This window comes from Campylobacter sp. BCW_6466, assembly GCF_001762835.1.
GTDB lineage: Bacteria > Campylobacterota > Campylobacteria > Campylobacterales > Campylobacteraceae > Campylobacter_D > Campylobacter_D jejuni.
Genome location: NZ_MJXO01000040.1, coordinates 37364 through 63547, shown reverse-complemented (window position 1 = coordinate 63547; position 26184 = coordinate 37364). Strand labels below are relative to the sequence as shown.

At 30.1% G+C, this 26184-nt stretch carries 28 protein-coding genes and 4 tRNA genes; 22 read left to right on the top strand and 10 right to left on the bottom strand.

Translation table 11 applies throughout. The features are described 5' to 3' along the window. Positions 1 to 12 precede the first annotated feature (12 nt). Complete coding sequence (locus AJ887_RS04480; RefSeq protein WP_070209922.1) at positions 13 to 1119, bottom strand: Mrp/NBP35 family ATP-binding protein; 1107 nt, start codon at positions 1117 to 1119, stop codon at positions 13 to 15. A gap of 122 nt (positions 1120 to 1241) precedes the next feature. Between AJ887_RS04480 and AJ887_RS04475 the strand changes: the two genes are divergently transcribed. The 6 genes from AJ887_RS04475 (at position 1242) to prfA (ending at position 6312) form a co-directional block, all read left to right on the top strand. Further along, the gene (locus tag AJ887_RS04475; RefSeq protein WP_070283777.1) at positions 1242 to 2357 is read left to right on the top strand and encodes a bifunctional 2-C-methyl-D-erythritol 4-phosphate cytidylyltransferase/2-C-methyl-D-erythritol 2,4-cyclodiphosphate synthase; all 1116 of its coding nucleotides are present in this window, start codon (positions 1242 to 1244) and stop codon (positions 2355 to 2357) included. Then, on the top strand, positions 2354 to 3241 hold the full coding sequence (locus AJ887_RS04470) for a response regulator (protein WP_070284877.1): 888 nt from the start codon (positions 2354 to 2356) through the stop codon (positions 3239 to 3241). The genes AJ887_RS04475 and AJ887_RS04470 overlap by 4 nt, the downstream gene beginning before the upstream one ends. Next, entirely contained in the window at positions 3219 to 4379 is a 1161-nt protein-coding gene (locus tag AJ887_RS04465) for a sulfate adenylyltransferase (RefSeq protein WP_002862252.1), read from the top strand. The genes AJ887_RS04470 and AJ887_RS04465 overlap by 23 nt, the downstream gene beginning before the upstream one ends. Positions 4380 to 4383: 4 nt before the next feature. Further along, the gene (locus AJ887_RS04460) at positions 4384 to 4884 is read left to right on the top strand and encodes a phosphatidylglycerophosphatase A (RefSeq protein ID WP_002862253.1); all 501 of its coding nucleotides are present in this window, start codon (positions 4384 to 4386) and stop codon (positions 4882 to 4884) included. Between the two features lie 78 nt (positions 4885 to 4962). Then, entirely contained in the window at positions 4963 to 5226 is a 264-nt protein-coding gene (rpsT, locus tag AJ887_RS04455; RefSeq protein ID WP_002856547.1) for a 30S ribosomal protein S20, read from the top strand. An 18-nt stretch (positions 5227 to 5244) separates the two neighbouring features. Then, positions 5245 to 6312 carry a peptide chain release factor 1 gene (gene prfA / locus AJ887_RS04450; RefSeq protein ID WP_070284875.1) on the top strand — a complete coding sequence of 356 codons (1068 nt, stop codon included), beginning with the start codon at positions 5245 to 5247 and terminating at the stop codon, positions 6310 to 6312. Between the two features lie 13 nt (positions 6313 to 6325). On the opposite strand, the gene AJ887_RS04445 is transcribed toward prfA, so the two are convergent. Further along, on the bottom strand, positions 6326 to 7081 hold the full coding sequence (locus AJ887_RS04445) for a HugZ family heme oxygenase (RefSeq protein WP_070233518.1): 756 nt from the start codon (positions 7079 to 7081) through the stop codon (positions 6326 to 6328). A 194-nt stretch (positions 7082 to 7275) separates the two neighbouring features. On the opposite strand from AJ887_RS04445, the gene AJ887_RS04440 reads away from it, so the two are divergent. Genes AJ887_RS04440 through AJ887_RS04425 form a run of 4 tightly spaced genes read left to right on the top strand, consistent with a single transcriptional unit; the run spans position 7276 to position 11939 of the window. Next, a complete protein-coding gene (locus tag AJ887_RS04440) occupies positions 7276 to 9399 on the top strand; it encodes a TonB-dependent receptor (RefSeq protein ID WP_070284873.1) in 2124 nt (707 codons plus the stop codon). Then, the gene (locus AJ887_RS04435) at positions 9374 to 10360 is read left to right on the top strand and encodes a FecCD family ABC transporter permease (protein ID WP_070284871.1); all 987 of its coding nucleotides are present in this window, start codon (positions 9374 to 9376) and stop codon (positions 10358 to 10360) included. The genes AJ887_RS04440 and AJ887_RS04435 overlap by 26 nt, the downstream gene beginning before the upstream one ends. Then, positions 10360 to 11136: an ABC transporter ATP-binding protein gene (locus tag AJ887_RS04430; RefSeq protein ID WP_070284869.1), complete on the top strand. Its 777-nt coding sequence runs from the start codon at positions 10360 to 10362 to the stop codon at positions 11134 to 11136. The genes AJ887_RS04435 and AJ887_RS04430 overlap by 1 nt, the downstream gene beginning before the upstream one ends. Beyond that, positions 11133 to 11939 (top strand): ABC transporter substrate-binding protein, encoded by an 807-nt coding sequence (locus AJ887_RS04425; protein WP_070284867.1) that lies wholly within the window; start codon positions 11133 to 11135, stop codon positions 11937 to 11939. Before AJ887_RS04430 ends, AJ887_RS04425 begins: the two co-directional genes overlap by 4 nt. On the opposite strand, the gene AJ887_RS04420 is transcribed toward AJ887_RS04425, so the two are convergent. Then, on the bottom strand, positions 11936 to 12793 hold the full coding sequence (locus tag AJ887_RS04420; protein WP_070284865.1) for a radical SAM/SPASM domain-containing protein: 858 nt from the start codon (positions 12791 to 12793) through the stop codon (positions 11936 to 11938). The genes AJ887_RS04425 and AJ887_RS04420 overlap by 4 nt on opposite strands. Before the next feature lie 165 nt (positions 12794 to 12958). Between AJ887_RS04420 and AJ887_RS04415 the strand changes: the two genes are divergently transcribed. Further along, the gene (locus tag AJ887_RS04415; RefSeq protein ID WP_070275265.1) at positions 12959 to 14218 is read left to right on the top strand and encodes an MFS transporter; all 1260 of its coding nucleotides are present in this window, start codon (positions 12959 to 12961) and stop codon (positions 14216 to 14218) included. Here AJ887_RS04415 and mutY read toward each other — a convergent pair. Then, entirely contained in the window at positions 14204 to 15223 is a 1020-nt protein-coding gene (mutY, locus tag AJ887_RS04410; protein ID WP_070239855.1) for an A/G-specific adenine glycosylase, read from the bottom strand. The two genes, AJ887_RS04415 and mutY, sit on opposite strands and share 15 nt — an antisense overlap. 72 nt (positions 15224 to 15295) lie before the next feature. Here mutY and AJ887_RS04405 point away from each other — a divergent pair, with 72 nt between their 5' ends. The 7 genes from AJ887_RS04405 (at position 15296) to AJ887_RS04375 (ending at position 18209) form a co-directional block, all read left to right on the top strand. Further along, complete coding sequence (locus AJ887_RS04405) at positions 15296 to 16048, top strand: hypothetical protein (RefSeq protein ID WP_070284863.1); 753 nt, start codon at positions 15296 to 15298, stop codon at positions 16046 to 16048. 71 nt (positions 16049 to 16119) lie between these two features. Continuing rightward, positions 16120 to 16194: transfer RNA gene (locus tag AJ887_RS04400), tRNA-Gly, on the top strand. A 9-nt stretch (positions 16195 to 16203) separates the two neighbouring features. After that, positions 16204 to 16292, top strand: a tRNA-Leu gene (locus AJ887_RS04395). 18 nt (positions 16293 to 16310) lie between these two features. Further along, positions 16311 to 16384: transfer RNA gene (locus tag AJ887_RS04390), tRNA-Cys, on the top strand. Between the two features lie 22 nt (positions 16385 to 16406). After that, positions 16407 to 16494: transfer RNA gene (locus AJ887_RS04385), tRNA-Ser, on the top strand. A 202-nt stretch (positions 16495 to 16696) separates the two neighbouring features. Beyond that, complete coding sequence (ribD, locus tag AJ887_RS04380; protein ID WP_079860874.1) at positions 16697 to 17707, top strand: bifunctional diaminohydroxyphosphoribosylaminopyrimidine deaminase/5-amino-6-(5-phosphoribosylamino)uracil reductase RibD; 1011 nt, start codon at positions 16697 to 16699, stop codon at positions 17705 to 17707. Then, on the top strand, positions 17688 to 18209 hold the full coding sequence (locus AJ887_RS04375) for a hypothetical protein (protein ID WP_070239860.1): 522 nt from the start codon (positions 17688 to 17690) through the stop codon (positions 18207 to 18209). Before ribD ends, AJ887_RS04375 begins: the two co-directional genes overlap by 20 nt. A gap of 8 nt (positions 18210 to 18217) precedes the next feature. On the opposite strand, the gene AJ887_RS04370 is transcribed toward AJ887_RS04375, so the two are convergent. The 4 genes from AJ887_RS04370 to AJ887_RS04355 form a co-directional block, all read right to left on the bottom strand. Beyond that, entirely contained in the window at positions 18218 to 19582 is a 1365-nt protein-coding gene (locus AJ887_RS04370) for an L-serine ammonia-lyase (RefSeq protein WP_070239861.1), read from the bottom strand. 14 nt (positions 19583 to 19596) lie between these two features. Then, complete coding sequence (locus tag AJ887_RS04365; RefSeq protein WP_070275268.1) at positions 19597 to 20847, bottom strand: serine/threonine protein kinase; 1251 nt, start codon at positions 20845 to 20847, stop codon at positions 19597 to 19599. 260 nt (positions 20848 to 21107) lie between these two features. After that, positions 21108 to 21524, bottom strand: a complete 417-nt coding sequence (locus AJ887_RS04360) for a PepSY-like domain-containing protein (protein WP_070239865.1) — start codon at positions 21522 to 21524, stop codon at positions 21108 to 21110. 64 nt (positions 21525 to 21588) lie between these two features. After that, positions 21589 to 22332 carry a DUF4261 domain-containing protein gene (locus AJ887_RS04355; protein WP_070239867.1) on the bottom strand — a complete coding sequence of 248 codons (744 nt, stop codon included), beginning with the start codon at positions 22330 to 22332 and terminating at the stop codon, positions 21589 to 21591. A 158-nt stretch (positions 22333 to 22490) separates the two neighbouring features. On the opposite strand from AJ887_RS04355, the gene exbB reads away from it, so the two are divergent. From exbB to AJ887_RS04340, 3 genes are read left to right on the top strand one after another with little or no spacing between them, the layout of a single operon-like run. Next, positions 22491 to 22916, top strand: coding sequence for a TonB-system energizer ExbB (exbB, locus tag AJ887_RS04350; protein ID WP_044778643.1), 426 nt, complete (start codon positions 22491 to 22493; stop codon positions 22914 to 22916). Then, positions 22909 to 23298, top strand: coding sequence for a TonB system transport protein ExbD (gene exbD, locus AJ887_RS04345; protein WP_002851470.1), 390 nt, complete (start codon positions 22909 to 22911; stop codon positions 23296 to 23298). Before exbB ends, exbD begins: the two co-directional genes overlap by 8 nt. After that, complete coding sequence (locus AJ887_RS04340; protein ID WP_070239869.1) at positions 23295 to 23978, top strand: energy transducer TonB; 684 nt, start codon at positions 23295 to 23297, stop codon at positions 23976 to 23978. Before exbD ends, AJ887_RS04340 begins: the two co-directional genes overlap by 4 nt. Positions 23979 to 23990: 12 nt before the next feature. Here AJ887_RS04340 and AJ887_RS04335 read toward each other — a convergent pair whose 3' ends face one another. Further along, positions 23991 to 24860: a hypothetical protein gene (locus AJ887_RS04335; protein ID WP_070275270.1), complete on the bottom strand. Its 870-nt coding sequence runs from the start codon at positions 24858 to 24860 to the stop codon at positions 23991 to 23993. A 3-nt stretch (positions 24861 to 24863) separates the two neighbouring features. Further along, positions 24864 to 25025 (bottom strand): hypothetical protein, encoded by a 162-nt coding sequence (locus tag AJ887_RS04330; RefSeq protein ID WP_070239873.1) that lies wholly within the window; start codon positions 25023 to 25025, stop codon positions 24864 to 24866. Between the two features lie 94 nt (positions 25026 to 25119). Between AJ887_RS04330 and AJ887_RS04325 the strand changes: the two genes are divergently transcribed. Next, on the top strand, positions 25120 to 26103 hold the full coding sequence (locus AJ887_RS04325) for an MnmA/TRMU family protein (protein WP_070239875.1): 984 nt from the start codon (positions 25120 to 25122) through the stop codon (positions 26101 to 26103). Positions 26104 to 26184 lie beyond the last annotated feature (81 nt).

Sequence of the window (26184 nt, the reverse complement as noted above, 5' to 3'; positions counted from 1 at the left end):
TCCACTTAATTTTTAATGCGAACACGCACTTTTTCCATTCATCACAGGTTGTATAGCAGAATTATCCGCACCACCTTCATTGTTAATCTTTTCTATAAAGCTCCAAATTTTTTCAGCCGCCATTAAATAACGCTTTGAACTCACACTTTCAGGGTGATAAAAACTCACAGGCTTGCCTTCATCTCCACCTTCTCTTACTATCATTTCTATAGGAATTTGTGCTAAAACTTCACTTTTATAAGCTTTTGCCATATCCTCAGCTGTTCCTTTACCAAAAATATCATACTCTTTACCATTATCAGGACATAAAAATCCACTCATATTTTCAATCACACCCGCTATAGGAATGTGAAGTTTATTAAACATATCTAAAGCTCTTTTACTATCGTCTAAAGATACGGTTTGAGGTGTGCTTACGCAAACTCCTGCAGTAATAGGAATACTTTGTGCAGAAGTAATTTGCGCATCACCTGTTCCTGGAGGCATATCTAAAAACAATACATCAAGTTCAGGCCAAATCACATCAGCTAAAAGTTGCTCGATTGCTTTCATAATCATAGCTCCACGCCACATAAGACCTTGACCCTCTTCAATCAAAACCCCCATACTCATCATATAAACACCATGAGTTAAAATAGGCTTTAATCTCTGCCCTACTACTTCAGGCTGAGTTTTGGTTTCACCTAGCATTCTTGGAATATTTGGCCCATAAATATCCGCGTCTAAAATCCCCACTCTTTTTCCCATTTTAGCCATGGAAATTGCTAAATTTACTGTAGTTGTAGATTTACCCACACCACCTTTTCCACTTGAAACCATGATGAAATTTTTTACTTGTGGAGCGATATTTTTTCCACTTCTTGAATTACTTTTTTCTTCAGGAATTTTTGGAGTAATGATATTAAGTTCAATACTTTTTAAAGCCAAACTCGATAAAGCTTCAGTAGCATTTTTACGAATTTCATTGGCTACTTCAGGATTTGCTGAAACGATTTCTATATCAATGAATACACCATCATCTTGAATTTTAATATCTTTTACAAAGTTAAAACTCACTATATCCTTTTCAAAACCAGGATATTTTACAGTTTTTAATTTCTCTAAAATTTGTTCTTTCATATTTTTTCCTTGTCTTTTAAAAAAATCAATTTTACTAATAAAATGATAAAATTTAGCTTTTTATAAGTGTATAATATGGTAACATTATAAAAACCAACAATATTAAAAAGAGGAATGAAAAAATGAGTGAAATTAGCCTCATTATGTTAGCAGCTGGAAATTCTACTCGTTTTAACACAAAGGTAAAAAAACAATTTTTACGACTTGGAAATGACCCTCTTTGGCTTTATGCAACAAAAAATTTAAGCTCTTTTTATCCTTTTAAAAAAATAGTTGTTACCTCTAGTAATATCGTTTATATGAAAAAATTTACTAAAAACTATGAATTCATAGAAGGTGGTGATACCAGAGCAGAATCCTTAAAAAAAGCCTTAGAGCTCATAGATAGCGAATTTGTTATGGTAAGTGATGTAGCAAGGGTATTGGTGAGCAAAAATTTGTTTGATCGTTTGATTGAAAATTTAGATAAAGCAGATTGTATTACCCCTGCTTTAAAAGTTGCAGATACAACGCTTTTTGACAATGAAGCCTTACAAAGAGAAAAAATCAAACTCATTCAAACCCCGCAAATTTCTAAAACCAAATTGCTTAAAAAAGCCTTGGATCAAAACCTAGAATTTACAGATGATAGCACAGCTATAGCTGCAATGGGTGGAAAAATTTGGTTTGTTGAAGGTGAAGAAAATGCAAGAAAACTAACCTTTAAAGAAGATCTTAAAAAGCTTGATTTACCTAAACCTAGCTTTGAAATTTTTACTGGCAATGGTTTTGATGTGCATGAATTTGGAGAGAATCGCCCTTTGCTTTTAGCAGGAGTGCAAATTCATCCTATTATGGGGCTTAAAGCACACAGCGATGGAGATGTTTTAGCTCACTCTTTAACCGATGCGATTTTAGGTGCTGCAGGACTTGGAGATATAGGAGAGCTTTATCCTGATACTGATATGAAATTTAAAAATGCCAACTCCATGGAGCTTTTAAAACAGGCTTATGATAGAGTCAGAGAAATAGGTTTTGAACTCATTAATATAGACATTTGCGTCATGGCACAAAGCCCTAAACTTAAAGACTTTAAACAAGCTATGCAAAGCAATATAGCTCATACTTTAGATTTAGATGAATTTAGAATCAATGTTAAAGCCACAACAACGGAAAAATTGGGTTTTATTGGAAGAAAAGAAGGTATGGCAGTGCTTAGTAGTGTAAATTTAAAATATTTTGATTGGACAAGATTATGAAAGTTTTAATTATTGAAAATGAAATTTATCTAGCGCAAAGCATTAGCATTAAACTAAGTGATGCTGGATATAGCTGTGAAATTATCAACTCATTTGATGAATACAATGGTGAAAAATACTATGATATTATACTGCTTTCTACAAATACTAATAATTTTCTAAAAGCCGTAGGTCAGTTTAAACATAGTATTATTATTTTGCTTATTTCTTATATAAGTACAGATACAGTTTCAAATCCTTTGAAATTAGGTGCTAGTGATTATATTCAAAAACCCTTTATGATAGAAGAGCTGATTAGAAAAATAAAGCATTATCAAGATTTTAGAAAACTTTCAATCCTTAATAAAGCTTATCAAAGCTATATCAAATCAAGATTAGAAACAATCAAAATTCCAGAATATAATTATAAAAAATTAAAACTTCCATTGATATTAAAATCCAACAAGCAAAGCAGTGCTGATGCTTTTGTTTTTAATTATGCAAATGAATGTGACATTACTCTTTCTTTTATTGATTTAACATCTACAAATTCAGTTGAAAAAGTTATGAAACTTCCCACAGAAAACAATCTCTTATTTTTGAGTAATTTTCAAGCATTAAAAGCAGCAGAAAAGGAAAAACTCCTAGATTTTATACAAAACAAAAATGTTATTTTGCATACCAATTCAAATACAGATGATTTAAAAATAAACTGCATTAATTTAAATGATAATGAAAAAATTATCAATAGCAATGAAATTTTAACCATAGATGAGTATGTAAAATATGTTATTATAAACTACCAAAATATATTTCCTGATACTGATCTTTCAAAAAAATTAGGCATTTCACGTAAATCTTTATGGGAAAAAAGGAAGAAATATGAAATCAGCAAGAAAAAATAAAAACATTACCATAGATCAAAATGAATTTGGCATCTTATCACTTATTAAAGAAGGTTTGCTAGGTACTTGCACTCATTTAATGAATGAAAAAGAAGTCAATGAAATCATTAAATCAGGAAAATTTAAAGGAGAAAGTTTTCCCTATCCCTTAAGCTTTGCACCAAAAAATGCTGAAGAAGCACTAAATGATATAAAATCTGGCGATAGAATCGATCTCATACTAGATGAAAAAGTAGTAGGACATATAGATTTTAAAAGCCAATTTAAAAATAATAAAAAATTTTCTGATATTTTCAATCCCAACACTTGCTCTCTAAAAGACATAGGAACAACTTGCATAAGTGGAAAAATAGAAATTTACAATTCTCAAATTAAAAAAATAAAAGAAAATTTTCAACAAATCAAAAACAATCTTAATGCACAAAAAATTACCGCTATAGTTTCAAGTTTTGATCCTTTGCATCGTGCCCATGAAAGAATGTTTCGTTGGACTATTGATAAAGCAGATTTAGTTGTAATTTTTCTTGTAGAATCTTTTGATACAAATGGGTTTGAATTCGAACTTAAAGAAGCTTATTTGAAAAAATTTATTCAAAACTATCTTCCACCGGATAGAATTTTCATTTTTCCATTAAAAAATATTAATATTTTTCACGCTCATTTAAATCCTGGCCTAGAAAGCATTATCGCAAAAAGTCTAGGTTGTACCAAACTAGTAGTAGGACAAAATCATACAGGACTTGGAATGTTTTATGATGATAATCAACCAAAAACCATACTTGATGATTTTTCCAAAGACTATGGCATAGAAGTGATTGTTTTGCCTGAATTTGTATTTTGCGATCAATGTCGCATGATTGTTAGCACAAGATCTTGTCCTCATGGTTGTCATCACCATTTGCACTATAATTCTCAGTCTTTAAAAGATTTGTTAAGAGCGGGCATCATTCCTCCAGCAATTTTCATGCGTAAGGAAGTATCTAGTGTTATTTTAACTTCTCTTTTTCCAAATAGATTAAAAAATATGCAAAAAATTTATAATGAGCTTTTTCCAACTGATGGAATTTTAGAATACAAAAATGATGAAGAATTTTATCAAAAACTTTTAGAAATTCATCAAATGTCTTATATGGTGTAACAAAATGCAAAAATTATTTTTAACTTTTTTTTATTCAGGTTCTATAAAAAAGGCAAGTGGGACTTTTGGTACTATCGCTGCTTTAATACCTGCTTTTTTTATACTTAAATATCTCGGGATTAATACTTTGTTTTTACTAAGTATTTTAATTTTTGTTGCAAGTATTCGTGTTATAGATGATTATGAAAAAAAAACAGGAATTCACGATGACAAACACATAGTTATCGATGAAGTTGCTGGGGTTTTTCTTGCTTGTGCTATTGCAGCAAGTGTTGAAAACTCGATAGTCAATTTTGTTTTGGCTTTTGTTTTATTTAGACTCTTTGACATTACAAAACCTTCTATTATTGGCAAGATAGATAAAAAAGTCAAAGGCGGACTAGGTGTAATGCTTGATGATATGCTAGCAGGATTGTTTGCTGGACTTTTAAGTGCGGTAATTTACGGATTTTTACTTAAATTTAATTTAGTTTTTTGGGATATAAATTTAAAAGATTTATTTTGAAATTTTGCTTAAATTAATTAAATTTTAAATTTTATTCTTATATAATTTAGTCTTTAATTTCAAAAAAGGAAAATATAAATGGCAAACCATAAATCTGCTGAAAAAAGAGCAAGACAAACTATTAAAAAAACAGAAAGAAATAGATTCTATAGAACAAGACTTAAAAATATAACTAAAGCCGTAAGAGAAGCTGCAGCAAATGGAGATAAAAATGCTGCTAATGAAGCTTTAAAAGTAGCCAATAAAAGCATTCATGCTATGGTAAGTCGCGGTTTCATTAAAAAACAAACTGCTTCTCGCCGTGTAAGCCGCTTAGCCCTTTTAGTAAATAAAATCGCATAATTTTCTATATAGTTTTTAATGTTAGCTAGCAAACTAGATCCTTTTTTAAAACGCTTTGAAGAGTTAAATTCTCTTCTTAGCAGCTCTGATATACTCAACGATATCAGTAAAATGACTACACTCTCTAAAGAACAAAAAAATTTAGAACCTATCGTTTTAAAAGCTAAAGAGTATTTAAAAACTTTAGACAATATAGAAGAAAATAAAGCTTTGCTAAACGATCCAGAACTTGGGGAACTTGCGAAAGAAGAACTAAAAATTTTAGAAGAATTAAAACCAAAACTTGAAGAAGAGATTAAAATTTTACTTCTTCCTAAGGATCCCAATGATGAAAGAAATATTTTTCTTGAAATTCGCGCAGGCACAGGTGGCGATGAGGCATCTTTATTTGTAGGAGATCTTGTAAAAGCTTATGCAAGATATGCTGAAAATCGCGGCTATAAACTTGAGATTGTAAGCTCTAGTGAAGGAAGTGTAGGTGGATTTAAAGAAATCATCATGCTTGTTAAAGGAACAGGGGCTTATTCAAGACTTAAATATGAAGGTGGAACGCACCGTGTTCAAAGAGTTCCTCAAACAGAATCTCAAGGACGTGTGCATACTTCTGCTATCACCGTGGCAGTAATGCCAGAAGTTGATGATATAGAAATCGAAATCAATCCAAACGATCTTAAAGTTGATGTGATGCGTTCTTCTGGACATGGTGGACAAAGTGTAAATACTACCGATTCAGCTGTTCGTATCACTCATATCCCTACAGGTATAGTTGTAGTCAATCAAGATGGAAAAAGCCAACACAAAAATAAAGAAAGTGCGATGAAAGTCCTAAAAGTAAGGCTTTATGAAATGCAAGAGAGTGAAAGACTAGCAAAAGAAAGCGAAGCAAGAAAATCACAAGTAGGAAGCGGAGATAGAAGCGAACGCATTCGCACTTACAATTTTCCACAAAATCGTATCAGCGATCATAGAATAAATCTTACTTTATATCGCTTAGATGCCATTATGCAAGATGGGCTTTTTGATGAAATCATAGAACCTTTAATCACTCATCATCAAGCCCAAACTTTACAAGAACAAAATTTATAAGATTTTATATAAATTAATGCTTATGCGGGAATTTATGTGGATTTCCACTAGCACCTACATGTGCAACATTTCCATTTTCTATATCATAAGCTTGACCAAAACCTTTTACAAAGCGTCCTTTTTTAAATTCAAGCTTTACTAGATGAAAATCAAGCATCTTGCGTATAGTTTTAATGCCTCCTTCTCCTCCGGTTTGTTTTTCAAACTCATCATAAATTTGATCAAATCTTTCACCTCTCTCTAAAAAGCTTGCATTTACTCTATAACGTAATCTTTTGCGAAGTATAACAGAAGCGGCTTTACTCTCATCCTCTAAAAACATTATTTCTATATTGTTTGGATTTACTTTGATGTTGTTAAAATGTTCGCTTACTTCACTTATATAAATATAATTTCCCCATTGTGTGCTTACAAAAGGTGCATACGAGCAAACAACCTCTCCATTTGCATTTAAAGTTGCCAAAGCTACAGAATTAAAACTTAGCATAAATTCATTTAATTCTTTTTCTACGCCACTAAAATTTTGCTCGCTCTTTGCACTCATGCAAAGGGATATTATAGTATCTTTAATCGTGTTTTCATCGGCTTTTTTAGGAAATTCCACTCGTAAATTTTCTTTATCATTGTAAACAAGATCCAAGCCATTAAAATCAACACTTTTTAGAAAAACATCTTGCACTTGTTCAATACCACCAAATTTTTTACAAAGATCGACTAAATTTGATTTATGATGATCATTCATATGAGAAATAATGCTTTCAAAATTCATTTTTATCCTTTCTTGGCTTTAAAATAAAATATTAAAAAAAATGGTATCAATTATCAAATTAAAAAGCACTTAAAATATACAAATTATCTATTTTAACAAAAATTTATACTAAATTAAGTTAATAAAGGATAAATTCAGTTCTAAATTATTATGATATAAATTATCATTATTTATTTTATTTTAAGGAGTAAAATTTGCACACAAATAAAAAAGATTTTAAATTATCTTTATTTGCATTATTGCTAATAACTAATTTAAATGCACAAGAATCAAATGAAGCTATTAAATTACAAAAAGTTGTTGTTAGTACAACAGGTTTTGAACAAGATGCGGACTCAAATTTACGCAATGTAATCAGCATAGAAGGCAAAAATCTGCAAAATAAAGGTTATGTTTCCTTAGAACAAGCCTTAGAAAGAATTTCGGGCATTAGTTTTGTAAATTTTGGACTTGGACGCAATATAGATATGCGTGGACAAGGAGATAAATCCAATATAGCTGTAAAAGTTATGATCGATGGGCGTTCTATTAATGTTCTTGATAATTCCCACGGTGTAACCCCGCTAGATAGTATCAATTTAGATAATGTAGAACGCATAGAAATCATACCTGGGGGTGGGTCTGTGCTTTATGGAAGTGGTACTAGAGGGGGCGTGATTAATATCATTACAAAAAAACAAAAATCAGATGCTTTTGCTATAAATTTAAAAAGCAATGCTTATAATCATGGTGGACTAGGCGGAAATTTAGGTATCAATGGCGCCAAACAAATAAATGAAAATTTAGCTTTTAGCTTTGATATACAAAGTTTTAACCTTGATGGATATCAAGAAGGTTATAATGAAAAAGGTTATTTTATCAACACAAAAACCTATATTGATATCAATGATAATAGCGATTTAACTTTGGGTTATAATTATTTTAAAAGCAAAAACACCAGCAGTGGTTATCTAACAAAAGCACAAGCCCAAAGCGATCCAACTCAAAAAGGCAATAGTGACAATATCACACAAATCAATCGCCCTGAAATTTCTTTGGATTATCATTACTATTTTGATGATATGTGGGAATTTAACCTAGAAGCTTTTTGGCAAAATCAAAAAATCAATTATCTAAAAGATGTTTCTGAAATGAGCTCTATGGGGCTAAGCGTCCCTGTATATCAAAATGGAAGTGGTTTTGAAGACACGCTTACAGGGATAAGTTTAAAAAACAAACTAAATTATGCAAATAATTCTTATTTTATTTTTGGTTATGAATTTGCAAACCATGATGCAAAAAGAACAAGCATTATTCATTATGATGTAAATGCCGGCAAATTTCAAATGAGTCACACCATGACAACGCTTATGGATATGACTAAACAAAGCCATTCTATTTTCGCTCTTGATTCTCATGAATTTAATGATATTTTTAGTATTTCAGGTGGAGCAAGATATGAATATAGTCTTTATGACACAAATAGAAATTACACTAGCAATATGGTTATATCAAACATTCCTAAACCAAGCACTCCAGAACTTTTTTCAACCGATGATACAAGTCATAACTTCGCCTTTGAAATCACTCCAAATTTTAAATACTCAGACACAGGAAAGCTTTATATCAAATACGAAAGAGGTTTTGTCTCTCCAAGTCCAGCACAATTTGTCAACAAGGATAAAAATTCACAAAAGTATTATTCTGCAAATTTAAATCCTGAGATCTTTGATACCTTTGAACTAGGTATTGATGATTTTTGGTGGGATTTTTACGGCTTTAATCTAACTTTATTTTACACCCTAAGCAAAGATGAAATTTCTTATCTTGGAAACCCTCATTCTACTAGTGGATCTTGGTGGAAATATTATAATATAGATCAAACTCGCCGTTTAGGAGTAGAATTAAGCCTGAGTCAAAATTTTTTAGATGATGATTTAATCTTTAGAGAAAGTCTAACTTATCTTGATGCTAAAATTTCTAAAGGTGTTAATGACGGCATGAGAATTCCTTATGTTTCAAAAATCAAAGCCACAGCTGGGCTTGAATACGCTTGGAATAAAAATTTCTCAAATTTTATTGATTTAACCTATTTTTCTAGAGCAAAAGATGGTGGAACTATAGATGAAAATACAGGAAAAATGTCTAAAAATTCTTGGATAAGGGATTATTTTTTAACAGATATTGGCATGAAATATAATTATAAAAAATTACAAATTTTAGCAGGAATTCGCAATCTTTTCGATAAAAGATACTACACCTATCAAGACAGTATAAATGATCAATACCTAGTTGGAAATGGCAGAAACTACTATGTTGAATTTAAATACGCATTCTAAAATTTTAGTGATTATAGGGCTTTTGGTAGCTTATATAATCGCTTCTTTTACAGCACTTTGCTTAGGAGATGAGAATTTAAATCCAAAAGAGCTTTTTTCATATATCTTTAGCCAAGATGAAATTTTAAGACAAATCATCATAGATGGACGCTTACCACGCATTATAATGGCGATTTTAATCGGTATGCTTTTAGCTAGTAGTGGGGCTATCACTCAAAATGTATTTTCAAATCCTATAGCCGATCCTTATATCATAGGTATAGCTTCTGCGGCAACCTTTGGAGCGGTTTTGGCGTATTTGTTAAAATTGAATGATTATTATTATGGAATTTTAGGTTTTGTTTGCTCTGCCTTTTTTGCCCTAGGAGTTTTTAAAATTTCTTCTAGAACTTCTATAGCAACTTTACTCATTATCGGCATAGCAGCTTCATCTTTTTTAGGGGCTTTTACTTCTTTTTTCACTTATCTTATAGGCGAGGATTCTTTTAAAATAGTCGCTTGGCTTATGGGAAATATAGGCAATGCTTCTTGGTTTCGTGTGGGAATTTTAATCTTGCCTTTAATTTTTTGTTTGTTTTATTTTTACGCTCATAAAAACGAATTAAACATACTTTTAAGCGGAGATGATGAAGCTAGAAATCTAGGGGTAAATGCTCAAAAATTAAAGATAAATTTACTCATTGTCTCATCTTTGGCTGTATCTTTTGCGGTTGCTTTTAGCGGACTTATAGGCTTTGTTGGACTAATCATTCCTCATACCATAAGACTTTTGCTTAAAAATTATGATAATGCCTTAGTTATCCCTTTATGTACAGCATTTGGAGGATTATTTTTACTTATTTGTGATACTTTAGCAAGAACTCTTTTAGCTCCTGTGCAAATTCCGATTGGAATTTTAACTGCATTTTTTGGAGCTCCTATTTTTTTATACTTAGCTTTAAGCGCTAGGAGATTTTTATAATGCTAAAAATACATGATTTAAGCTTTGCTTATCACCAAAAAGATTTACTAAAAAACATTCATTTAGAACTTAAAAATCAGGCTTTTATAGGAATTTTAGGGCCAAATGGCTCAGGTAAAAGCACTCTTTTAAAACTTATACTTAAAAATTTAAGTCCAAATAAAGGAGAAATAAGTCTTTTTAATACAAATATCAAAGATTTCTCTCTTAAAGAATTTGCCAAAATTTGCGGCTTTGTGCCTCAAAAATCAGAATTAAACACCCCTTTAAAAGTCATCGATGTGCTTTTAATGAGCAAATATGCGAATTTAAAACACGCTTTTAGTTCTTATTCTAAAGAAGATATTTTAGAAATTAAAGAATTTGCTAAGGATTTAAGACTTGAAAAATTTCTAGAAAGAAGCATACTTTCTTTAAGTGGTGGTGAATTTCAAAGAATGCTTTTAGCAAGAGCTTTGCTTAAAAAGCCAAAAATTCTTTTTTTAGATGAACCTACTTCAGCCCTTGATTTAAACTATGCTATAGAGCTTTTAAGCCTTTGCGAAAAACTAGTTAAAGAAAAAAATATAGCCGTTGTTGCTATCTTGCATGATTTAAATTTAGCTTCTATGTTCTGCGATAAAATCCTTTTTTTAAAAGAAGGGGAAATAAAGTATTTTGGAACGAGTAAAGAGCTTTTTACTCAAGAAATTTTAAAAGAAATTTATGATTTAAACTGCGAGATTATTTATAAAAATTCTAAACCTTATATTTTAGCTTTAAAGGAGAAAAAATGAAAAAAATTTTAATTATTATGAGTTTGTTTTTAATCACACTAAATGCAAAAGAACGCCTTGTAGTGCTTGATCCTGCAAGCATAGAAACCCTTTTTATGCTTAAGGCTGAAGATCAAATCGTAGGCATTGCCACTTTACAACACTCAAATATCTATCCTAAAGATCAAACCTCAAAACTTACAAGTGTAGGCACTTTTTCAAATCCTTCACTTGAAAAAATAGTAGCACTAAAACCAAGTTTGGTGATTTTAAGCTCTTATTCTTTAAATTTAGAAGAAGGACTTAAAAATTTTGGTATCAAAAGTATCAATTTAAAAGCCGAGCGTTTAGAAGATATAACAAAAAATATCACAACCTTGGGCCAAATCACCAAAAAAGAAAAAGAAGCGGAGCTTTTAGAACAAGAATTTGCTCAAAATTTAAAAAAATTAAGCGATAAACCCTTAAATAAAAGTGCGATTTATCTTTATTCTAGCAACCCTTTAATGGCCTTTAATGATAATTCTTTAATAGCTGATATTTTAAGACTCATAGGGATTAAAAATTTAAGTCCGCAAAGTCAAATTTCAAGACCTGTTATATCAGCAGAATATATACTGAAACAAAATCCAGACATACTCATTCTTGGAATGAATGCCAAAAACAATCTTTTAGATACAAATGCTTTATTGAAAAATACCAAAGCAGTTAAAACAGGAAGTATTTATTTTAACAAAGATACACATATATTATTACGCCTTAGTCCTAAGATAATAGATAGAATTCAAGAATTTAAAACAAAACTTCAAAATAATAATTTTTAATCACCCAATCTTGCTTTAAAAAATTCGCAAGTTTGACAAAGTTTTTCTATGCGTTTATCTTCTTCAAAAGCTTTTTTCATCATCTTTATACGCGGTGATTTAAAAAGCTTATCAAAGTTATTTTCAAAAACATTTCCCAAGTTAATATCTGCTTTAGCATCCAAACAGCAAGGCACTAAACTTCCATCACTTAAAATCCCAATTTGCTCTTTTAAAGCATGACATTTTCCTTTTTTATAAAGGGGTTTATCTTTTAAATTTGGCCATTTAAAAAGTTTATTTTGATGAAGCAAAATATGTCTTTGCAAGCGATTTTTACTTAAGCTTGCATCGATCTTAACTTCAAATTCTTTGGCTAAAAACTCATAAATTTCTAAATTTGACTTAGGTGCTTTAAAATTAGCATCTAAATTCCAAAGTCTTAGATTGATAAAAGAAAGGCTTTTTTGCTCTAAATGCTTTTTGCAAAGTTCTAAAATAGGCTTAAAATACTGTTCTAAAGAAATTTTGCTTTGACTCAAAAAAGACATTAAAGAAATATTGATTTGATGGATATTCTCATACCCTAACAATAAAGCTTGATTTTTAGAATTTAGATAAAAGCCACTTGTAGTGACTTCAAGTTTCATAGCTTCACCTTTTGCAATTTTTATATAATTTTCCAAATTAGGTAAAAGCAAAGGATCACCCAAAAGATGAAAAGTAAAAAACTCAGCTTTGTTAGAAATTTCATAAGCTAAGTTTTGAAATTTTTCTTCACTCATTACCCCGCGAATTCCTTTTTGAGAAGGACAAAAATCACATTTTAAACCACAAATATCGCTTAATTCTATATATATTTTTTTAAATTTCATTATATTTCCTAGAGTAAACATTTTACCAAAATTTATGAAATTTATTAAAATATGTAACATTTTTATCGATATTTTTATCTTTTTTATTTCTCTTCTTTATTTTTAAATATATTAAACAAAAATCACACTATACTTAAATAAAAATCTAAAATTAAGGAAGGGTTTATGCAAGAGCTTACTCGCACGAAAAAAATTCGCTCTATTATTGCTGCAAGTAGCGGAAATTTAGTAGAGTGGTTTGATTTTTATATCTATGCTTTTACAGCAACTTATTTTGCTCATACTTTTTCAACTTCAGATAATCCTGTTATCCAGCAAATCAACGCCTTTGGGGTTTTTGCAGCAGGATTTTTTATGCGTCCTATAGGCTCTTGGCTTTTTGGCTCTTTAGCTGATAAAGTAGGTCGTAAGAAATCTATGGTTATATCAGTGGTTTTAATGGCTTTGGGCTCTTTTATGATAGCAGCCTTACCAAGCAAAGATACAGTGGGCGATCTTGCTATTATCTTACTTTTAGTAGCAAGACTCATTCAAGGCCTTAGTGTAGGTGGGGAATATGGCATAGCAGCTACTTATCTTTCAGAACTTGCTACAGAAGGAAAACGCGGTTTTTACTCATCTTTTCAGTATGTAACCCTAATAGGTGGTCAACTTTTGGCCGTTGCAAGCATTAGCATAATGTTTTTATTTTTTAGCATTGATGATATGAAAGATTATGCTTGGAGAATACTTTTTGTAATAGGCGGAATTTTAGCACTAGGCTCGCTTTTTGTAAGAAAAATGATGAATGAAAGTGCTACAAAACTTCACCAGCATGAAGATCGTGGTACTTTAAAAGCATTATGCAAATCTTGGAAACCTTTTTTAATGGTGCTTGGGGTTACTTCTGGAGGTTCTTTAGCTTTTTATACTATTACAACTTATACTAAAACTTTTATGGAAAATACGGGTATGGATAAAATGCTTGTTAATAATCTTTTCTTAGGTGCTTTATTTATACTAATGATCATTCAACCTCTTTTTGGATATATAGGAGATAAAATAGGTCACAAACGATCTTTAATTGTATTTTGTATTTTGGCATTGGTAGGAATTTATCCTATTTTTTCACTTATAGCCAATAACACACAAAATAATCCTTCTTTGACATTTATGTTGGTGGTATTATTGTTTGTTGTTTTAAGTTTTTATACTTCAGTTGCAGGGATTTTTAAAGCAAAACTTTTTCCTGAGCATGTAAGAGCTTTAGGGACAGGTTTAGGTTATGCTATTTCAAATGCTGTTTTTGGAGGATCTGCTCCTTGGGTTGCTTTACAATTTAAAAATGCAGGTATAGAAAATGGCTTTTTTATCTATATAGCTATTTTTACAATCATCATGCTTATAGCTACTTTATGTTTGCCTAAAAAATCAGAGCTTAATTAATTTTAATGCTTTTAAAGAAAGTGCCGAAAGTGCGGTACTTTCTAACTCTTTTAAGGTTTTAAATTCATAATTTTTATTTTCATTGTTTAAAATTTGATGATAAACCTTGATATTAAGTTTATACTTAGTATAGCCGTGCTTAAACTCCCCTATAAAACTCATATCTTTAGAAAGTTTATATTCTCCTTCTTTAAAAAAAGGAAAATTATACATACCCTTATAAAGCTTATCTTGGCTTTTCTGTATCGCAAATTTTTTATTAAATTCAAACAAAAAAAGATTTAAATTTACACTCTCATAAAGTATTTTTTTAACTCTTGGATAAAGCTCTGTATTAAATTTACCTTGACAAAAATCATACAAAGGACAAATTCCACACTTTGCATTTTTACCCACACAAACTAAAGCCCCTATATCAAGCAAAGCTTGGTTATGATCAAAGGCATGATTTAAATTTAAAAGCTCTTTAGCTCTTTTTTCAAGTTCTTTCATACTAGGATTTTCCAAAGTAAAAAGACGAGAAAGCACACGGCGTATATTACCATCAACAAAAGAAACCTTTTGATCATAACCAAAACAAGCTATAGCGCCTGCTGTATAAGCTCCTATACCGCTTAATTTTTTTAGATCCTCAACTTCTTTGGGTAATTTAGCCCCAAACTTATCCACACATTCTAAAGCTGCCTTTTTTAAATTTCTAGCACGAGTATAGTAACCAAGCCCTTGCCAAGCCTTTAAAAGCTCATCTTCATTAGCATTAGCCAAACTTTCTAAAGTAGGAAATTTTTGCAAAAAGGGGAAATAAAACCTTTCTAAAACTGATTTAACTTGAGTTTGCTGAAGCATAATTTCGCTGATATAAACCCCATAGGCTCTATCAATATGCTTTAAACTTTCATCACAATTTTGACTTTGTAAATTACGCCAAGGTAGAGTTTTGCGTCCATTTTTTTCATACCAAAGAAGTAAATTTTCTTGTAGTTTTTCAAGCTCTTTTTTTTGCATAAATGAGAGTATAACAAAAAATTTTAAAATTTTTTGCTAAAATTAGCTCAAATTAAATTATTAAGGATATCCATGTTAGCTTTTTTTAAAGGTTTAGGTATAGGTTTTTTATGTTTATTACTTTTTGTTGCAGGAGTAGTTTTTAATGTAGAATTTTTAGGCAAAAAAGACTCTAATCATGATTTATATTTTTCAAGAAATATAGAAGTAAGCAATACACTAAAACCCGATATTTTATATACAAATATTAATTTTTGGGCAAATGAAAATTTAAGTTCAAAAATTACATTAGACAATAGTGAAAAAGCTGAAATCACAAATACTTTCAATCAAATTTTAGAACGCTCAAAAAAAGAAAATTTTTGTAGCGGAGGAAGTTTTTCTTTAGAACCTAATTTTTCCTATAAAGATGGTATACAAACTCCAAAAGGTCAAAGATTTGATGCGAATTTAGAATGTGAATTTAAAGAAAACCAACTTGCAGATTTTAACAATCTTTTAAATGACATCAATTCTGTCATAGCTAAAAATAATTTCATCAGCGTTTCAACACCAGCCATACAAACAAAATTTTCAAAAGATACACTAAACAACAACAAAGAAAATCTCTACAAAGAGCTTTTAAAAACATCATACGAATATGAAAAAACTTACTCTTTAAATCTTAATAAAACTTGTGTATTGAAAAATTTACAAGTAAATGCCAATACCAATATCGCACCTAGAATGCTAAATGTAAAATCTGATAATATAGAACTTTCATCTCCAATTATCGGCGAAAAAGAACAAATTTTAAGTGCAAAAGCTTTATTTATTTGCAAATAACTTAAGGCAAAATAAACTCCTTTTAAGTTTATTTTGCTATACTTTTATCTTCAATTCTTTCAGAAATTTATGCGGGAATAGCTCAGGGGTAGAGCACAACCTTGCCAAGGTTGGGGTCGCGAGTTCGAATCTCGTTTCCCGCTCCATAATCACCCGCCCGGGTGGTGGAATTGGTAGACACAAGGGACTTAAAATCCCTCGGAATTTTTCTTCCGTGCCGGTTCAAGTCCGGCCTCGGGCACCACTTTTTCAACATTATCAGGGCGACATAGCCAAGCGGTAAGGCATGGGCCTGCAAAGCCTTGATCTCCGGTTCGAATCCGGATGTCGCCTCCAAAAAGGCAAAACTTTACTTTATCGGGAGATGGCTGAGTGGTCGAAAGCGGCGGTCTTGAAAACCGTTGAGGGTCACACCTCCAGGGGTTCGAATCCCTTTCTCCCGGCCACCAAAACTTTCTAGTTTATCAAGCTTATGTCATTCCTAAAATTATAAAGGATGCTACAGATGAAAAATAATTTCGGTCTTACTATTTTTATTATATCCTAAAAAACTTAGAAAAACTATGGTTAATATAACTAAAAATAAGAAATACAAATGGAAAATTTAGATTTTATTATCTTAAAACAAAAATATAAAATTTTAAAAATATGTCAAATTTTAAAATACAAGGTAGCCAAATGAAAGAATTTTATATGAATTTAGCTTTAAATGAGGCTTGGAAATATCAGTTTTTAACCTATCCAAATCCAGCCGTAGGCTGTGTAATCTTAGATAAAAATGAAAAAATTTTAGCCATAAAAGCTCATGAAAAAGCTGGATTGGCTCATGCAGAACTTAATGCCATAGCTCATGCTTTTAAAAGTTTAAGACCTGAAATTTCATTGCCTAAAGAAGCAAACGCTTTACATGAGTTTATTTGCAAAAACCATCAAGGTGTATTTAAAGATAGTATAGCTTTTGTAACACTTGAACCTTGCTTTCATCAAGGAAAAACGCCTCCTTGCGCAAAACTCTTTAGCGAGCTAGGTTTTAAAAAAATTTTCATCAGCGTTAAAGATGAAAATAAAATCGCAAGTGGTGGGGCTGAGTTTTTAAAAAAACAAGGTGTAGAGGTTGAATTTGACATACTTAAAGAAGAAGGAAAAAAACTTTTAAAACCTTTTTTAAAATGGCAAAAAGGGCAATTTAAACTTTTTAAATTAGCCCTTTCTATGAACGGCTCACCTTTTGGTAAAATCGTAAGCAATGAGCTAAGTCGTACTTATGCACATAAAATTAGAGCGGTGATTGATTTACTTGTAGTCGGTGGAGAAACCATAAGAAAAGATCACCCTATACTAGATGCTAGGCTTTGCAAAGCAAAAGCGCCCAATCTTTGTATCTTAAGCCGTCAAAATATAGATAATTTTGATAAAAATATCCCTTTATTTAAAGTTCCAAATCGCCAAATTTATACCCAAATTCCAAGTGAAACTAAATTTTTAATGTATGAGGGTGGAGAAAATTTTCTCAAAACCTTTAAAGATGAAATAGATATGTTTTTGATTTTTCAAAGTTCAAGTTTAAATGATGAAAAAAATGTTACAATACCTTTAAATTTCAAGCCACTTTATAGGAATTTTTTAGGGAGTGATACTTATGGCATTTATGAACTTTAGTGGATTTTTTTATGCAAGAAATGATTTAAGATTATTTAAAATAGAAAAGAAAAATGAATTAAAATCCTTTTTTTACAAAGACTACACCTTATCAAGCTATAAAGATGCTTTAAATTTAAACAATGAAATCTTTTTTTATCAAAGTTTAAAAGAAGGCTTATTTAAAGAAAATGATGAAATTTTAGTTTCAAATTTGGGTAAAAAGATCATACTTTTTAGAAATTTCACTCAAAATTGCGATAATTTTAATGAAGCAAAATTAAAACAAATATTGCTTTTATTTTTTTTATTATTAGCGAGTGTATTTTTTGCAAGTTTGGCTATGATTAATGAATTTGGAGCCATAGATCTTGTTTTTTTAATGATTTGCTTATTGCTTTTAGTGATGGGAGTAATTAATCTTGGCTTGCTTTTTAAGCAAATTCGTATTCTTAAAAGTTTTTCCAAAGAAGAAATGAAAGAATTTTTAAGTCAAAGAATGAAAAAATATGCTAAAGTGTAAAAAACACTTTAGCATACTGTTTTTAAATTTGTAGCAAGACCACCTAAAGAAGTTTCTTTGTATTTATAATTCATATCTTTTCCTGTTTCATACATGGTTTCTATAACCTCATCAAGGCTTACCATAGGAGTAGATTTACGTGTCATTGCCATTCTAGCAGCACTTATAGCCTTAATAGCTCCAAAGGCATTTCTTTCTATGCAAGGAATTTGCACAAGTCCTGCAACTGGATCGCAAGTTAAACCTAGATGATGTTCCATTGCCATTTCAGCAGCGTTGCATGCTTTAAAAGCATTAGCTCCCAAAACTGTTGCCATAGCCGCAGCTGCCATCGAACTAGCACTACCAATTTCTGCTTGACAACCTGCTTCTGCTCCGCTAATACTTGCATTTTTCTTATAAAAAGAACCTATAAGCATTGCTGTTAATAAAAACTCTATAGCCTTTTCATCGCTAAAACCTATAGTATGATTTTTAAGATAAAGCATAACAGCAGGGATAACAGCACATGCTCCATTTGTTGGCGCGGTTACAACTTTTGCTCCGCTAGCATTTTCTTCAGCAATCGCAATAGCATATAAAGAAATAAAATCGATAATGCCCATAGGATCAGCTGTCATCGCCACTCTTTCTTTAAGTCCTTTAGCTCTACGCTTTAAATGAAGTTTTCCAGGCAAATAATCTTCATTTGGATGTGTACCATTATAATACACTTCTTGCATTACTTCCCAAATTTCAAGACAATAAGCACGAATTTCCTCTTTAGTGTGAAATTGCAATTCATAACAATAAGAAAGCTCTGCTAAATCCCAATCTCTTTTATCGCAAAGCTCTAAAGCTTCTTTTGCATTGTTAAGCTCTATATCTAGTTTTTTCTTTTTATTTTGGTTGGAATTTTTACCTTTTTTTTCTAATTGTGCAGCTGTTAAAACAAAGCCTCCACCTACAGAATAATAAGTTTCTTCATCAACTAACCCGCCTTTACAATCATAAGCTTTAATCTTCATACCATTCTCATGTAAAGGTAAAAAATCTTTGGAAAATATCAAATCTTTTTCATAATTAAAACAAAGTTTTTTCTCACCACAAAAATCAATTTGAGCATTTTCAATAGCATTTTTATTTACTTCATCTTGTATTGCCGCACTTAAATTTTTAGCTTCTAGGCCATTTAACCCCCAAATTACAGCCTTATCACTCAAATGTCCTTTACCTGTTAATGACAAAGAACCATAAAGAATGACTTCAACTCTATCAATTTCATCAAGCTTTTTAGCAACTTTTTTACAAAATAAATTTCCAGCAAGCATAGGCCCTAAAGTATGAGAAGAAGAAGGACCGACACCTATTTTAAAAATGCTTAAATTACTCATTTTTTATCCTTAATTTATAAAAGATTGTGAATTGCAGCAGAAATCGCAACTATTCCCATTACCAAAATAAAAAGATCTAAAAATTTATTACGAAATCTTGCCAAAATATCAAAACGATAAATACAATAAAGCGGCATCAAGAAAAGCAAAATAGCCAAAACAGGACCACCAATAGCCTCAATAATTCCTATAACACTTGGATTTTTATACGCAACAAGCCAAGCGATAGCAAAGGTAATGATCGCTGTTAAAGTTTGAGCGAATTTACCTTGAATTTTACCATTACTTGCTTTATATAAAATACCGTTTAAGCCTTCTTGAGAACCAAGATAATGTCCTAAGAAACTTTTACTAATGGCCACAAGCGCAACAATAGGCCCAACATAAGTCAGCAAAGAAACTTCAGGAAATTTATTTGCTATAAAGGTAAGAATATTGATATTTTGTTCTTTTGCTGATGCAAAATCTTCTGGTGTAAAAGTTAAAGCACAAGAAAAAACAAAAAACATTACAACAAAAACCATAAGAATAATTGCCAAAGAAATAATTTTTCTAGCACGAGGTTCAGCATAATCACCATATTCTTTTTTACAATAACAAGCAAGCGAAGAAATAATAGGAGAGTGATTAAAACTAAACACCATCACAGGAATAACAAGCCATAAAGTAACCCAAAAATTACTTGTTGAGATTACAGAAAAATCAACATTTGTAAATAATGATGAATTCCATTGTGGAATTAAAAGCAATGAAAAAATAAATAAAAATATAATAAAAGGAAAAACAAGAAAACTCATTGCTTTTGTTACAACATTTTCACCAAGAATAGAAATCAAAACCAAAACCCCAACAATCAAAAAACTTACCCACCAACGAGCAGCATGAGTAAGATCTGCATTGAAATTAAACTGATTGATTAAGAACTCAAGCAAAGTTGTTGTAAGATTAGCACTATAAACCAGTAAAATGGGCAAAATAGCAAAAAAATACAAAAGCGTAATTAAAAATCCACCACCCTTGCCAAAATAACTTTCTGCAACAAAAGTAATATCATCTTTTGGGTTAGAACTTGAAAGCACAAAGCGACATAAATTTCTATGAGCTAAGTAAGTCATAGGAAAAGCTAAAACAAGTATAACTAACAAAGGTATCAATCCACCAAGCCCAGCACTAATAGGTAACAAAAGTACGCCGGCTCCAATAGCTGTTCCAAAAAGAGATAAAACCCACCTTGTATCGTGACTAGTCCATTTAGGAGTATTCATTATTCTTCCTTAAATTATAAGATTGTATCTCTTTTATTTTAGCAAAATATTTATAAATAATTATTTTTTTTAAAAAATATTTTAAATCTTATGTAACATTTTGTAAATTTAATTTTATAAAAAAACAATCACTTGTATCAATAAAGTATTATTTTAAAACTAAATATATTTTGGGTTTTGCAATCAAAAAATAAAAATTTGGAAGACTATGCTTCCAAATTTTTGCATCAAATTTTCTAAGGGAGTTAAATTTTCAAAAATTAATCTAATTTTTGACCTAGGATATTTCCTTGCATATCCGTATAAACTTTCATGTTATTATTAAACTTAAATTTATAACCATTAATTTCTTTATCTATTTCAAGAATTTGAGCATTTGGTTGAGTTGCACTCACTTTTTTCATAACACTAGGTAAAATAGTATGTGGTAAAGCCTTATATTTTCCATCAACTTCTTTCCAATCTCCATTGATCATAAAATCAATTTCAGTTCCATCATTTAAAATTACATCATAAGAATCTATATCTTTTTTCACCAAACCAATTTGAGCGGTTTTAAAATTTTTAGAAATAAATTCTTTGGCATTATTTGGAAGTTCGCTAGCAGGAACAACCATATCTTTAGCTAAAAGCACCGTAGCACCCAACAAAGCAAGTAAAGTTAATTTTGCTTTCATAATTTCTCCTTTTGTGTTTTGGTTGGCGAAAGTTTAACTCAAAACTGTGAAGTGAATGTGAAACTTAAAAAATAATTTTCAAGCTTTCGTTCTCAACACTTATACCTTGACTTTTTATAAATTTTATTTCTTTTCCATCTTCAAATTTTAAAATATCTTTATCTTTTAGATTAATATCATAAGTTAAAATATGTAAAACAATATCATAAATACAAAAGAAAAGTTCTTTTTCTTCTATGTTTAAATCACAAACTTCAAGTTCTAATTTATCAAAATTTCTAAGCCCATAAGTATAAGCATTGACTCCATTTTCACTAGGATAAACACTAACATATATCCAATTATATACCGGCAAGCGATTATCATCTAACATTTTTGCATTTTCTATATAAAAACTGGGCTCTAAAACAACTGCACCTGTATAAAAACCTAAAGCATGTTTATTATCCAAACATAAAGCTGCAATTTTCGTAAACATTTTAGCTTGTTCTAATTTGCTTTGATCTTGACTTAGCACCGCTATAAGAAGATGAGCTTTATGTTTTTTAGTTTGCTGTAAGGCATCTTTCCACATAAAATTAAAATTTGCATAGTATTCTGCTTCGTGATTAGGTATAGGATTTTTAATCAAATTTAGAGTAATCAACATATTTTCATGTGAAAAAATCACTCCCTCTTTGGTAAAATTTTCATCAGCTATTTTTATATTAAATTTATCTTCTAAAATGCTTTTTAATTCCGAAAAATTAAAATCAACTTCATCAAGAAGAACAAAAGAGGTAAAATTGTGATTTAAATCTATAGTCATGTTAAACCCTATTAAATTTTTATAAATTATAACCTAATAAAAATAAAAACTATAAACAAGAATTTCTTAAAAATTATGATAATTGATATTAATTATAAATTTATTTTTTATATAGTATAATCTTTTAAAATTTAGTAAGTATATTTTTGGAGAAAAATGTGGAATTTCTAAAAGATTACATCGATTTAATTATCTTTTTAATTCTAGGAATTATGGCATTTATAGCTTTTTGGTGTGTTGTAGAAAGAATGCTATTTTTTAGAAAAATTAACTTTAAAAATTATGAGAATCAAGAGCAATTTGATGATGCGATTAGTGAAAATTTAACCACTATATATATCATCTATTCCAATGCCCCTTATATAGGACTTTTAGGCACTGTAATAGGCATCATGGTTACATTTTACGAAATGGGCTTAACGGGCAATATAGATGTCAAATCTATAGTTGTGGGACTTTCTTTAGCTCTTAAAGCTACAGCCTTAGGACTTTTGGTTGCTATTCCTGCTTTAATGGCTTATAATGCCTTACTTAGAAAAGTTTCCCTCTTAAGTAATGCTTATAAGGCAAATAAAAATGCTTAAACTACCAAAAAATGAAGGTTTAAATATAGTTCCATTTATAGACATTATGCTTGTTTTGCTTGCTATAGTACTTAGTATTTCAACCTTTATTGCGCATGGAAAAATTCAAATCTCACTTCCTTCAAGTGAAAATGCTACCAATATAAGCAATAATGAAAAAAAACTTCTTATAACCATAGACGAAAAAAATACTTTTTATTTAAATGATAAATTAGCTGATTTAAATGAAGTTCAAAATGCTATTTTTTCACTTGATAAAAAAACCATAGTAGAACTAAAAAGCGATAAAAATGCTAAATTTGAAAGCTTTGTAAAAATTATAGATTTTTTAAAAGCCAAAGAACATGAAAATTTTCAAATTCTTACTGAGAAAAACAAATGAAAACTTTATTTTTAAATCATAAATACCAAGCTTCTTATATAACTTTTATAGTCTTTATACCTTTGCTTTTTGTCATTTTTCACTCGAATGACTTTTTTAAAATGGAAATTAAAAATGAAGATTCTTTTTCTTTAGCAATAAAACAGTTTACCCAAACTAATCCAACAAATGAGACTAAACCAACAGAATCCATTATAGAATCTATCAAACCAAAACCTCAGCCAAAAGTTATTAAAAAAACTCCTGAAAAAATGCAAAAAAAGATAAAAAAAACACTTTCACATCCAATACCAAATAAAACCCCAATAGCACCAACTCAAGAAGTTAAAACTTTTACAAAAACAACTGATACAAATGTCAAACCTAAAATCACCCAATTGACACAAGGAAAAGATAATCACCCTGTATTAAAAGAAATCCAAAAAGCTATACAACAAGCACAATTTTATCCAAGGCAAGCAAAAAAAATGCGTATGCAAGGAACTGTAAAAGTAGAATTTTTATGGAAAGAAAATAAAACTTTAGCAGATTTAAAAATCATAGAAAGCTCAGGATATGATTTGTTAGATAAAAGTGCTTTAGAAAGCATAAAAAAAGCTTCTTTAAATTTTCCACACTATAACGGGGATTTAAGAATTACACTACCTATTATATATGATTTTAAAATCTTAAGAGGGTAAAATTATAATTTACTACACTCTCTTATCTACAATTTGTGTTTCTTGATTTTCAATTTTATTTTGAAAATCTTTACTTAAATTCTGACTTAATTCTTGCAAAGATTTTTGCTTCAGTTTTTCAAATTCTTCAGGATTACTAGCCTCAAGCTTTGCCTGCTCATCAGCACTTAAAGCACTTAAACCTTTTTCTTGGGCTTTTTGAAGCAAATCTTCGTCTTCTTTTTCTTTGATATTATTTTCCTTATCATCTTTTTTATTGATTTTTTGCGGATCTATGGTTTTCATAGCACTAGCTCCACTACCTGATGCCTCTTTAATGTCACTTAAAATTTCTCTCATGCTAGGTTCTTTAACATCACTATCATCAACTTTACCATCTTTATTTACATCTTTATCAATAAAAAAATTTAATTTTTCTTCTATATTTGCATCATCAGATATTTTTTCATCGCTTATTTTAAAGCCTAAATTTTGCATACTTTGTTGAAGGGTGCTTGTATTAAAATTTAATTTTACACTTTGTTGTTTATTATTTAAATTTGAATTTAAAGAACCAAAATTATCTTTTACACTTTCAAACCAATTTGAAACAAATTGATTTGCTTCGCCATTAAGCCTTATGCTACCATCATTTCTAGCAACATAATTCGTATAAGAACTGAAATTTTTTTGTAAACTACTATAATTTTCATTGCTTAAATTTAAAGCTATAAGTTCACCTTGCTTATTTTCAAAAACAACCTTAACACCATCGTTATTTAAACTCGAAAGATCTTGCACGGGAATTTTATCTTGATCTTCTTTTTTTAATACGCTAAGCTCTTTTTTATCAACATTATTAGTTAAAGAATGAGTTAAACTAGTAGAAGTATCGATTTTCATTATTTATCCTTTTTTACATTTTGCAAATAAACCTAAACGACACATTTTTCTCTCATGTGAATTTTTTAAAGAATTACACTTTTTAAGTTCTTGCTCGTAGTTAGCACAAGATTTTGCAAAAGCAAAAGAACTCAAAATGCTTAAAACCAAAATTATTTTTAACATTTTCCAATCCTTATTTTAAAGATTTTTTAGTTAAAATTATACCTTTTATAATCGACAAAATCTTAAAAAATTTTATAATCTCAGAAAGGAATCAATGAAAGCATTAGCTCTTTTTAGCGGTGGGCTTGATAGTATGCTTGCAATGAAACTCATCACTGCACAAGGCATAGAAGTTAAAGCTCTAAATATCAACATAGGTTTTGGAAGCACAAGTGATAAAAGCGAAATCATGAAAAAGCGTGCGGCAATGGTAGGTGCAGATTTTGAAATGATAGATGTAAGAAATTCCTATCTTCAAGAAGTGCTTTTTAATCCACAATATGGCTATGGCAAACATTTTAATCCTTGTATAGATTGTCATGCTTTTATGTTTAAAACTGCTCTTGCTATGTTAAAAGAAGAAAATGCAAGTTTTATCATCACAGGAGAAGTTTTAGGACAACGCCCTATGAGTCAAAGAAGTGATGCGATGGCAAAGGTTAAAAAACTTGCTCTTGATGAAGAAGATTTAATCTTGCGTCCTATGTGTGCAAAAAACCTACCTCTAACCAAACCTGAAAGAGAAGGCTGGGTAGATAGAGAAAAACTCGAAGGTATTAGCGGAAGAAGTCGCAAAAGACAACTTGAACTTGCAGCTAAATTTGGCTTAGAAGACTTTGAAAGCCCAGGTGGAGGTTGTTTGCTAACTCTTGATAGTTTTGCTAAAAAAATTCGAGATTTCATAGAATTTAACAAAGATATGCAGGTTAATGACGCACAACTTTTAAAATATGGTCGTCATTTAAGATTACCCAATGGAGCTAAAATGATCATAGGTAGAAATGAACTTGAAAATACTCTTTTAAAAGGTTTAAAAACTTCTAAATATGAAGTAATAGAACTTGGGGATTTAATCGGAGCTTACTCTTTGGTAGATGAAAAAATTTCAGAAAAAGACTTAGAACTTGCCTTAAAAATAGCCCTTACCTATACTAAACACGAAGCAGGAAAAAGCTATGAACTTAAATTTAAAAATCAAGCTTATACAAGTATAGCTTTTGAAAATAAGGCTGATATTAATCAATTTTTTATTAGTTAAAGTGTAAAGTATTTAGCAAAACAAGCGATATAGTATTTGAATCTTTTCAAAATATTGCAATCAAGCCCATGAAAATGGGCT